This is a genomic window from Paeniclostridium hominis (genome assembly GCF_014306135.1).
In the GTDB taxonomy this organism is placed as follows: Bacteria; Bacillota; Clostridia; order Peptostreptococcales; family Peptostreptococcaceae; genus Paraclostridium; species Paraclostridium hominis.
This window is the reverse complement of record NZ_JACRWD010000009.1, coordinates 45,546-57,572: the sequence shown is the minus strand read 5'-3', so window position 1 is coordinate 57,572 and position 12,027 is coordinate 45,546. Positions and strand designations below refer to the sequence as shown.

Sequence of the window (12,027 nt, the reverse complement as noted above, 5' to 3'; positions counted from 1 at the left end):
CCAACTTCAAGATAAGATTTCCCACCGTAAGGGTAAGATCCCAGGAAGACTACCTGGTTGATAGGTCAAAGGTGGAAGTACAGTAATGTATGTAGCTTATTGATACTAATAGATCGAGGACTTGACCAAGATTATTTAATCTTACAAATGTTATTCAGTTTTTAGAGTACTAACTCTAACTAAATAGATATTAATCTCTTAAAGATTATGTGGTTATTATAGCAAAGAGGATACACCTGTTCCCATTCCGAACACAGAAGTTAAGCTCTTTAGCGCCGATGGTACTTGGTGGGAAGCTGCCTGGGAGAGTAGGACGTAGCCACGTAATCTTTTTTATTTTTAAGATAGTTCTAACTATTATTTTAAAATAAAATAATAGTTAGAACTATTTTTATTTTAATGTAAATTATTAATTTGATATAATTTCTAATTAATGTTTCACGTTAAACAATGAGGGGTTTATAAATTAAGTATTAATATTTTTAAAATAATCGCACATAAAGCCTTATATTAGTTGCATATAAATTATAAAAATGATATGAGGTAGGTGCTTAAATATGAAGGTATATAATAGTAATATGCTGAGAAGTGTAGCTATATTAGGTCATAGCGGGTGTGGAAAGACAAACTTAATTGACGCAATGGCTTATACTTCTAAAACTACAAATAAAATGCCTAAATTAACTGATAAGATTAATATGACATATAGCATGAATTTAGTTCCTATAGAATTCAAAGATTACAAATATAACTTATTAGATACTCCAGGGTACTCTGATTTTACAGGGGATGTTATATCATCAATAAGTGCAAGTGATGCAGCTATAATTGTAATTGATGCTACTACTAGCATTCAAGTAGGAACAGAGAAAGCTTTAGAACTTACCGAAAAATCTATACCTAAACTTATATTTATTAATAAAATAGATAGTGAAAAATCTATATATAAAAATTTAATAGAAGAGCTAAGACAAAAATATAGTAACAAGATAGTACCTATGTATATGCCAGTATATGAAGACAACAAGTTTATAAAATTACATAACATATTTGAGGATATGTCAGGTTTATGTAATGATTTTAAAATCGAAGCAGAAAACATAAAAGAAAGTTTGATGGAACTAATAGCTGAATCAGATGATGAGTTGTTGGAAAAGTATTTTAGTGGAGAAGAATTAACGAATGAAGATATACAAAAAGGTATAACATTAGGAATACAAAATGGAGATATAATACCTGTTGTGTGTGGATCAACTATAAATAATATAGGTACTGTGGAAATTTTAAATATTTTATCAACATATTTAAAACCTAAATATATTGATGATAGCAAGAATCTAAAAGGTTCTATATTTAAAACTATGGTAGATCCTTTTATAGGCAAAATGTCATATGTTAAGATTTTACAAGGTGAATTAAATAAAGATATGGATATTTACAATCTCAATAAGTCTATAAAAGAAAAAATTTATAATATATATACTATGAAAAATGGAGAGTTGATAGAATTAAAGACAGCAAAAGCTGGTGATGTTGTAATTATAACTAAAGTTAATTCTCTTCAGACAGGAGATAGTATATCAACGAATCAAAATGAAAATGCAGATAATTTTATAAATCTTCCAAAACCACAAATATATTTTGCAGTACAGCCTAAAAATAAAGGTGATGAAGATAAGATTAGTATTGTATTAAATAAAATATCTGAAGAAGACCCAACCATAACTTGGAGTAGAAATGTAGAAACTAAGCAAGTTTTAATTGGAGGGCAAGGTGAACTTCATATAAATATAGCTAAATCCAAAATGAAAGAAAAATTTGGTCTGGACGTTGAATTATATGATTTAAAAGTAGCATATAGAGAAACGATAAAAGGAAGTTCTGATGTTCAAGGAAAACATAAAAAACAATCTGGCGGACATGGACAATATGGCGATGTTAAGATAAAGTTTGAAAGATCTCAAAAGGATTTTGAATTTGAAGAAGATATATTTGGAGGTTCTGTACCTAAACAGTATATACCTGCAGTAGAAAAAGGTATAAGGGAATCTATGAATAAAGGTATACTTGCAGGATATCCAGTTACAAATATAAAAGTTACTCTTTATGATGGTTCTTATCATGATGTAGATTCATCTGAAATGGCATTTAAATTAGCAGCTAGCATAGCCTTTAAAAAAGGTATGGAACAAGCTAATCCTATATTATTAGAACCTATAATGAAATTAACAATAGTTGTCCCAGATGAATATATGGGTGATGTAATGGGTGATATAAATAAAAAGCGTGGAAGAATATTGGGTATGGAGCCAATTGAAAATGGAAAACAAATTATATATGCAAATGCACCTCAAGCAGAAACTTTTAAATATGCTATAGATTTAAGAGCAATGACACAAGGAAGAGGTTATTTTGAAATGGAATTAGATAAGTATGAAGAAGTACCTACACAAATTGCACAAAAAATAATATTAAGTGCAAATAATAAGTAAAAAATAAGGTTCTAGATATATATCTAGAACCTTATTTTTTACTTATTATTTATTCAGCCTTAAAAAATTAAGTATAAAAATTAATACAATGAAGCAATAAAGTCTAATGGTGCATATAGTATAAATATATATCTAATATTTTTAGGCAAGGGGGGACGATATTGTATTTTGATAAATTTACTAAAAAAGCTCAAAAAGTAATAGATATATCTATAAAGTGTGCAAAGGATTTAGGGCATAGTGTTGTAGGAACTGAACATATACTATTAGGCCTAATTAAAGTGGAAGAAGGTATAGCTTCTAAGATTTTAATTAGACTAGGTATTGAATCAGAAGTAGTAAGTAAACAGATTGTAGATATATACGGAATAGGCATAAATGATAATACAGATGATATTTTTTTAAGTCCTAGAAGCAGAAGTATATTAGATAAATCAATTATTTTTCTAAATAAATCAAAAAATAAACTGATAGATACTGAACATATACTATTAGCACTTTCACAAGAAGAAGATAGTATAGCAATTAAGATATTGAAGAAAAGCGGTATAGATAAACAACTATTAGAGAAATCTATAAAAGAGTATATAGATATAGATGATAGTATAGAATTAATAGTAAATCAAATAGATATTGAAGACAAGAAAAAGGATAAACTTAAAATATCTACATTAGAAAAGTATGCTATAAATTTAAATGATAATGCAAAGAATAATAAAATTGATCCTTTAATTGGCAGAGAAAAAGAAGTTCAAAGAATAATTCAAGTTTTAAGTAGAAGAACAAAGAATAATCCTGTAGTAATTGGAGATCCAGGAGTTGGTAAAACAGCAATAATTGAGGGATTAGCTATAAAAATAGAAGAAAAAGATGTGCCAAAATCATTAGAAAACAAGATTATATACAACTTAGATATATCAGGAGTACTTGCAGGAGCTAAATATAGAGGTGAATTTGAAGAAAGAATAAAAAAAATAATTGATGAGGCTATTAATGCCAAAGAAATTATATTATTTATAGATGAAATACACACTATAGTAGGAGCTGGAGCTACAGGTGAAAATCCTATGGATGCATCTAATATACTGAAACCAGTATTATCTAGAGGTGATATTCAGGTTATAGGAGCTACAACTATAGATGAATATAGAAAAAATATAGAAAAAGATGTAGCATTAGAAAGAAGACTACAACCAATAATAGTTGAAGAGCCAACAAAAGAGGATGCTATAAAAATATTAAATGGTTTGAAGAATAAATACGAAAAACACCATAATGTAAAAATAACAGATGATGCAATAAAACAAGCTGTAGAATTATCAAGTAGATATATAACTGATAGATACTTACCAGATAAAGCTGTAGATATTATAGATGAATCTGCATCAAGGGTTAGCATTAATAAATTTAAATCGAAAAAAGGTAAAAGAATAGTTGATAGTAATATAGTTTCAGAAGTAGTAGAATTATGGACTGGTATACCTATAAGTAAAATAGTTAAATCTGAAGGTAACAAGTTATTAAATTTAGAAGATATATTACAAGAGAGAGTTATAGGTCAAAATGAAGCTATAAAAGCTATATCAAAAGCTATAAGAAGATCTAGATCAGGAATTAAAGATCCTAAAAAACCAATAGGTTCATTTTTATTCTTAGGGCCAACCGGTGTTGGAAAAACTGAATTGTGTAAAGCTTTAGCTGAAAGTCACTTTGGAAATGAAGATAAAATAGTTAGAATAGATATGTCAGAGTATATGGAGAAACATTCCGTATCAAGATTAATAGGATCTCCTCCAGGATATATAGGGCATGATGACGGAGGTCAGTTAACTGAAAGCGTAAGAAGTCATCCATATTCAGTAGTTTTATTTGATGAGATAGAAAAAGCTCATGAAGATATATTTAATATATTATTACAGATACTAGATGAAGGAAGATTAACTGATTCTAAAGGAAGAACTGTAGATTTTAAAAATACCATAATAATAATGACATCAAATTTAGGAGCTACATCTATATCAAATCAAAGAAAAACAGGCTTTTCAATTGGAAATAATGAAAGCAAAATAAAAGAAGAAAATTATAATGATATGAAAGATAAAATAATGGAAGAAGTCAAAATTAGATTTAGACCAGAATTTATAAATAGAATAGATGATATAGTAGTATTCCACAAACTAAGTTTAGATAATTTATATGATATAGTAAAAATCATGACTAAAGATTTAATAAAAAGACTAAAAAAAATGGATATAGAATTAGATATAGAAGAAACTGTGATAAAATTTATAGCTAAATATGGAATAGATTTGGAATATGGAGCTAGACCATTAAAGAGAGTTATACAAAAAGAATTAGAAGATAGTTTATCAGAGAATATTTTGAGTGAAAATATAAAAAAAGGTGATTATATTATTGCGAAGATGGTAAATGAAAAGATAGTATTTGAACCTAATTTAAAGAATAGATAACAAAGGAGCTTAAATAAGCTCCTTTACACTATAAATTTAACATATTAAGTATTATATATGTTAAAATTAATATTAGAATAAAAAATTACATAAGGGTGAGTTTATAAATGGCGAAAATAAAAACTAAATATGTGTGTCAAGAATGTGGATATGAAAATAGCAAATGGCTAGGAAAATGTCCAGAGTGTAGTAAATGGAATACTTTTGTTGAAGAAATAGAAGATAAACGTTCTAAGTCTAACAAAGAAGTATTTGTTATAGATAAATCATCATCTAGACCTTTAAATATAAATTCTATAGAAACGATAAAGGAACAAAGATTCTCAACTTGTATAAATGAATTAGATAGAGTTTTAGGTGGAGGAGTAGTTAAAGGATCTTTAGTTTTAGTTGGTGGAGATCCTGGTATAGGGAAATCTACATTACTTATACAAGTTGCAAGTAACGTAGCTAATAGTGGGAAAAAAGTTTTATACATATCAGGGGAAGAATCTGCATCTCAAATAAAAATGAGGGCTCAAAGGCTAGGAATACAGTCCGATAATTTATATATATTCGCTGAAAATAATCTAAGTATAATAGAAGCTCACTTAGAAAGTGTTAATCCAGATTTAATAATTGTTGACTCTATACAAACTGTTTTTAGTCCCGAGATTACATCTGCTCCAGGTACTGTAAGTCAAATAAAAGAAGGTACATCAAGATTTATGAAAATTTCTAAAAAAATGGGTATATCTACCTTTGTGGTTGGACATGTAACTAAGGAAGGTTCATTGGCAGGACCTAAAGTTTTAGAGCATATGGTCGATACAGTCCTGTATTTTGAAGGAGAAAGATTTAATACATATAGATTAATAAGAGCTGTAAAAAATAGATTTGGATCTACAAATGAACTAGGAGTCTTTGAGATGAGAGAACTTGGATTAATAGAGTTAGAAAATCCATCAAAAATACTTATAGCTGAAAAACCAAAAGATGTTGCAGGATCAGTAATTATATCTACAGTTGAAGGGACCAGACCAATGCTATTAGAACTTCAAGCTTTAGTTTCACCAACTAGTTTTGGTATACCAAAAAGAACAGCAACAGGAGTAGATTATAATAGAGTATCTTTACTTATGGCAGTTCTAGAAAAACGTGTTGGTATGCAAATACAAAATCAGGATGTATATATAAATGTTGTTGGAGGACTAAAAGTTAATGAACCATCTATAGACTTAGGAATTGTTATGTCTATAGCTTCTAGTTTCAGAAATATACCAATAGATGGTACTGTGGCTATAACTGGGGAAGTTGGACTAACTGGAGAAATAAGAGCTGTAAGTTTTATAGAAAAAAGAATAGCAGAATGCAAGAAATTAGGATTTACTAAAATTGTTATACCAAAGAGTAATTATGAAGCAGTTAAAGATATAAAAGATATAGAAATTTGTCCAGTAGATAGTGTAAGACAAGCTATAAATATAGTATTAGGGGGGAATAGATAATAATGGATGATTTTTTTAGTGGAAAAAAAGCAATTACCACATTAAAAATGATATCTCCTGGTACAAGTCTTAGAATAGGAATAGACCATGTATTAAAAGCTAAAACAGGAGGACTTATAGTTATAGCTGATAGTGATGAAGTTATGAAAATTGTAGATGGAGGCTTTAACATAAATGCAGATTACTCACCTGCATATTTATATGAGCTTGCAAAAATGGATGGAGCTATAGTATTAAGTGGAGATATAAAAAAGATACTATATGCAAATGCTCAGCTTATACCAGATTATTCGATTGAAACTGGAGAAACAGGAACTAGACATAGAACAGCTGAAAGAGTTGCTAAACAAACTGGTGGTATAGTAATTGCAATATCACAAAGAAGAAATGTAATAACTGTGTATCAAGGTGATAAAAAATATGTAATTGATGACATATCAAAGATTTTTACTAAAGCTAATCAAGCATTACAAACCTTAGAAAAATACAAATCAGTTTTAGACCAAGCTATCATAAGTTTAAATGCATTGGAATTTAAAGATTTGGTAACTTTATATGATGTTGTACTTGTAGTTCAAAAAATAGAAATGGTTATGAGAGTTACAAATATAATCGAAAAGTATATAGTAGAACTAGGTGTTGAAGGTATGCTTATAAGTATGCAGGTTGATGAACTAATGGGAACTACCAAAATAGATCAAAACCAAATACTAAAAGATTATCAAAGAAATGATATGACTTTAAGTGAATTTAAGAAAAAAATTATATCATTGTCATCAGAAGAGTTATTAGATTTAGCTAATATAGCTAAAATGATTGGATATACTGGATTCTCAGAAAGTATGGATATGCCAATAAGACCTAGAGGTTATAGAATTTTAAATAAAATACATAGATTACCTAGCACTATAATAGAAAATTTAGTGAACTATTTTGAAGATTTTCAAGATATACTTAATGCCTCAATAGAAGATTTAGATGATGTTGAGGGAATAGGAGAAATAAGGGCAAAATATATAAAAAATGGACTTATAAAAATGCAAGAATTATCACTTATAGATAGACATATATAAAATATTGATATAAGTTTGTTCTTGAATATAATTAGTAGTTTGATTATAATAAAAAAATATTAAGGAAAAAATATAGGGGGTGAAAATTTGTTATCGAAGATAATAAGAGCAATAATAGGAATCTTAGGATTTGCAGTAGGTATGACAACATACATATCAGCAGCTCAAAACTTTCCTAATCTTTCTTTTGGATCTGAACTATACACCTTTATAATTTCTATAGTTGTTGGTTTAGTACTAGGTTGCATTTTCTATATGATGGGACCTTGGATTATGAATAGATCTAGGAAATTAGCTAAAGATATGGATAGAGAAATATCTAAATATCCTCAAACTGATATAATATTAGGGACTATAGGGTTAATAGTGGGACTTGTTATAGCTTATTTAGTAAGTCAATTGATACTATCACTTAAGATACCTATAGTAGGTAATTTATTATCATTATTTACATATGTATTCTTAGGATATCTAGGAATTAGAGTTGCATTAAAGAGTAAAGATGACATATTTAACTTAAATAAACTAACAAAATTAGCACCAATTAAAGATAAAAACATTAAGAAGGAAAAAAGTATACCACCTAAGGTTTTAGACACTAGTGTTATTATAGATGGTAGAATTGCTGAAATATGCCAAACTGGATTTATAGAAGGTAAAATTGTAATTCCAACTTTTGTATTAGATGAGTTAAGACATATAGCAGATTCGTCTGATGACTTAAAGAGAGTTAGAGGTAGACGAGGTTTAGATATACTTAACATAATACAAAAAGAATTAAACATAGAAGTTGAAATAAGCAATAAAGATTTTGATGATATAGCAGAAGTTGATGCAAAATTATTAAAGTTAGCGGAAACTCTTGGAGGTAAAGTTGTTACTAATGATTATAACTTAAATAAAGTAGCTCAAGTTCAAGGTGTTGAAGTTCTTAATATAAACGAATTAGCTAATGCAATTAAACCAGTAGCAATACCAGGTGAACATATGATAGTACAAGTTGTTAAAGAAGGTAAAGAATCAAATCAAGGAATTGCATACCTAGATGATGGTACTATGATTGTAGTTGATGGTGGAAAGAAATATATGGGAGAAACTATAAGAGTTTTAGTTACATCTGTATTACAAACACCAGCAGGAAGAATGATATTTGGAAAACCTAAAGTAGATTAAAAAAAAGTCTTCAGAAGTCAAATCTGAAGGCTTTTTAATTTTAATAAATATTTATTTAATCCCATATGTTAAAATATATATAAATTAGTTTAGGTTACTAAAGAGGTGATAATATGAATGGGGTTATAGTTGTAGCTGCAGGAACTGGAAGTAGAATGAAAAAAGATATAAATAAACAGTTTATAAAGTTAAATGGCAAGGAAATTATAGCACATACTATAGATAAGTTTTACAATAATGATAATATAGATGATATAGTTGTAGTTATAAAAGAAGAAGAGGAGAAGTACTTCATAGATAATGTTATAAATAAATATGGATTTGATAATATAAAAATTGCATATGGAGGAAATGAGAGACAAGATTCTGTTTATAATGGAATAAAGAAGCTTAATAATAATTGTGATGTAATTCTTGTTCATGATGGAGCAAGACCTTTTGTAACAGGTGATATAATAAAAAATTCTATAGAAGAAGCTAAAAAACATAATGCAGTGGTTGTAGGGGTTAAAGTTAAAGATACTATAAAAATGGTTAGTGAAGATGGAAATATTATAGATACTCCAAATAGAAATTTTTTATGGTCTGTGCAAACTCCTCAAGTTTTTAAGTATGATATTATAGCAAAAGCATATGAAGATGCATATAATGGTAATTATTACGGTACAGATGATGCAATGTTAGTAGAACGAATAGGATATAATGTTAAGATGGTAGAAGGGTCATATGATAATATAAAAATAACGACACCAGAAGATTTAAAAGTTGGAGAACAAATATTAAAAAATAAAAATTAACGGAGGATAATTATGAGAGTTGGAATGGGTTATGATGTTCATAAGTTAGTTGAAAATAGAAAGCTAATATTAGGTGGAGTTGAAATACAACATGAAAAAGGTTTGTTAGGTCACTCTGATGCAGATGTATTACTTCATGCAATAATGGACTCAATATTAGGAGCATTAGCTCTTGGAGATATAGGTAAGCACTTCCCTGACACAGATGAAAAATATAAAGGTGCAGATAGTATGAAATTATTAGAATTTGTATATAATTTAATAAAAGAAAAGGGATATGCTATAGGAAATTTAGATGCTACGATAATAGCTCAAGCACCAAAGATGGCACCTCATATACAAACTATGAGAGCTAATATAGCAAAAGTATTAAATACAGATATAGACAATATAAATGTTAAAGCAACTACAGAAGAAGGGCTTGGTTTCACAGGAAACAAAGAAGGTATATCAGCACAAAGTATATGTTTATTAGTTAAGATTGACAATATTAAATAATTACTATAAAATTATAATAAATAAATTTTAGAATTAAAAAGCTAAGAAGAGAAATAGTAAAAAATAGAGTTTTTTACAGAGAAGAAGTATTAGGTGAGAGCTTCTAAAAATAAGTTTTTGAACCAATCTCAGAGCTTAAGAACGGTAAAAAGTTCTTACGGTAAGGACCGTTATATCCTATAAAGAGAATCAATATAAAAAGTATATTGATTAACTAGAGTGGTACCGCGGAAATATAACCTTTCGTCTCTATAATAGAGATGAAAGGTTTTTTTATTATAAAAATAGGAGGAACAATATTATGAAAATGTCAAAGATGTTTATGCCTACTTTAAGAGAGGTTCCAGCAGATGCAGAAATAACAAGTCATCAATTAATGATGAGGGCTGGTATGATAAAGAAAATGTCATCAGGGGTATATAATCAATTACCTATGGGAATAAGAGTTTTCAAAAAAATAGAAAACATAATAAGAGAAGAGTTAAATAAAAAAGGATGTCAAGAGATATTATGTTCAGCATTAATCCCAGCTGAATTATGGCAAGAGTCTGGAAGATGGGATGTAATGGGAGCAGAAATGTTTAGATTAAAAGACAGAAATAATAGAGATTACTGCTTAGGACCAACACATGAGGAAGTTTTCACAGATATAATAAGACAAGATGTTACATCATATAAGCAATTACCTTTAAACTTATATCAAATACAAACTAAATATAGAGATGAAAGAAGACCAAGATTTGGAGTTATGAGAACTAAATCTTTCACAATGAAGGATGCATACAGCTTTGACGTTGATGAAGCAGGATTAGACAAGTCATATCAAGATATGTATGATGCATATACAGAAATATTTAGAAGATGTGACTTAGAGAACAGCCCTGTTCAAGCTGATTCAGGAGCTATAGGTGGATCTACTTCAGCAGAATTTATGGTTAAGTCTCCTGTTGGAGAAGATGAAATAGTATTCTGTAGTGGATGTGATTATGCAGCTAATATAGAAAAAGCTCATTCAGTGAATGATTTAAAAGCTAAAGAAGAAATGAGAGAATTAGAGCCAGTTCATACTCCAGGAGTAACTACTATAGAACAATTATGCGAATTCTTTAACACTACAGCAGATACTTTTGCTAAAACTTTAATATATGAAGCTGACGGAAAAACAGTTGTTGTTTTAGTAAGAGGAGATAGAGATGTTAATGAAGTTAAAGTAGCTAATGCTATAGGTGAAGTTATAGAATTTGACTTAGCTAGAGAAGAAGTTGTAAAAGAGTTAACTAATGCAGAAGTTGGATTTGCAGGACCTATAGGAATGAAAGCTGACTATATATTCATAGATAAAGAAGTAGCAGAACAAAGCAATATCGGTGTAGGTGGAAATAAAACAGACTATCATATAAGAAATGCTAACTTTGGTAGAGACTTTGATGGTGTAGTTGGAGATTTCAGAAATGTACAAGAAGGAGATAAGTGTACATGTTGTGGAGCTCCACTTGAAATAGCTAGAGGAGTTGAAGTTGGTCATATATTCAAATTAGGAACTAAGTATTCTGAAACTATGGGTGCAAACTTCATAGACAAAGACGGAAAAAGTAAACCAATAGTTATGGGATGTTATGGTATAGGAGTTGAAAGAACTGCCGCGGCTGTAATAGAACAACACAATGATGAAAATGGTATAATATGGCCTTTAGCTATAGCTCCATATCATGTAGTTGTAGTTCCAGTAAATGTTAAGAAAGCAGAGCAAATGGAAGCCGCTGAAAAGATATACAATGAATTACTTTCTATGGGAGTAGAAGTATTACTAGATGATAGAGATGAAAGAGTAGGAGTTAAGTTTAAGGACTCTGAATTAATAGGTATACCTATGAGAATTACAGTAGGTAAAGATATAACTGATGGAAAAGTAGAATTTAAATTAAGAAGTGAATCAGAAAAAGAATTAATATCTTTAGATGAAATAACTGACAAGATAAAAGCTGAATTTGTAAAGAATGAAGTTAAATTAGGATAGTTTAAAACTTAGATAGTAT

At 28.8% G+C, this 12,027-nt stretch carries 8 protein-coding genes, 2 rRNA genes and 1 other annotated feature; all 10 genes read left to right on the top strand.

Going from position 1 to position 12,027, the window contains the following annotated elements; all coding sequences use genetic code 11:
* Positions 1-129, top strand: a 23S ribosomal RNA gene (locus tag H8891_RS13885); the annotation flags it as partial.
* A gap of 79 nt (positions 130-208) precedes the next feature.
* A 5S ribosomal RNA gene (gene rrf / locus H8891_RS13880) occupies positions 209-325 on the top strand.
* Positions 326-557: 232 nt separating this feature from the next.
* Complete coding sequence (locus H8891_RS13875; protein WP_187006847.1) at positions 558-2,492, top strand: elongation factor G; 1,935 nt, start codon at positions 558-560, stop codon at positions 2,490-2,492.
* A gap of 161 nt (positions 2,493-2,653) precedes the next feature.
* On the top strand, positions 2,654-4,963 hold the full coding sequence (locus H8891_RS13870) for an ATP-dependent Clp protease ATP-binding subunit (RefSeq protein ID WP_187006846.1): 2,310 nt from the start codon (positions 2,654-2,656) through the stop codon (positions 4,961-4,963).
* Between the two features lie 107 nt (positions 4,964-5,070).
* Positions 5,071-6,450 carry a DNA repair protein RadA gene (gene radA, locus H8891_RS13865; protein ID WP_147548161.1) on the top strand — a complete coding sequence of 460 codons (1,380 nt, stop codon included), beginning with the start codon at positions 5,071-5,073 and terminating at the stop codon, positions 6,448-6,450.
* 2 nt (positions 6,451-6,452) lie between these two features.
* Positions 6,453-7,523, top strand: a complete 1,071-nt coding sequence (gene disA, locus H8891_RS13860) for a DNA integrity scanning diadenylate cyclase DisA (RefSeq protein ID WP_147548160.1) — start codon at positions 6,453-6,455, stop codon at positions 7,521-7,523.
* An 87-nt stretch (positions 7,524-7,610) separates the two neighbouring features.
* On the top strand, positions 7,611-8,696 hold the full coding sequence (locus H8891_RS13855) for a PIN/TRAM domain-containing protein (RefSeq protein ID WP_147548159.1): 1,086 nt from the start codon (positions 7,611-7,613) through the stop codon (positions 8,694-8,696).
* Between the two features lie 113 nt (positions 8,697-8,809).
* On the top strand, positions 8,810-9,493 hold the full coding sequence (ispD, locus tag H8891_RS13850) for a 2-C-methyl-D-erythritol 4-phosphate cytidylyltransferase (protein WP_187006845.1): 684 nt from the start codon (positions 8,810-8,812) through the stop codon (positions 9,491-9,493).
* Between the two features lie 12 nt (positions 9,494-9,505).
* Complete coding sequence (ispF, locus tag H8891_RS13845; RefSeq protein WP_187006844.1) at positions 9,506-9,991, top strand: 2-C-methyl-D-erythritol 2,4-cyclodiphosphate synthase; 486 nt, start codon at positions 9,506-9,508, stop codon at positions 9,989-9,991.
* Positions 9,992-10,025: 34 nt separating this feature from the next.
* Positions 10,026-10,245, top strand: a binding site (T-box leader).
* Between the two features lie 47 nt (positions 10,246-10,292).
* Positions 10,293-12,008 (top strand): proline--tRNA ligase, encoded by a 1,716-nt coding sequence (locus tag H8891_RS13840; RefSeq protein ID WP_187006843.1) that lies wholly within the window; start codon positions 10,293-10,295, stop codon positions 12,006-12,008.
* Positions 12,009-12,027: the final 19 nt, after the last annotated feature.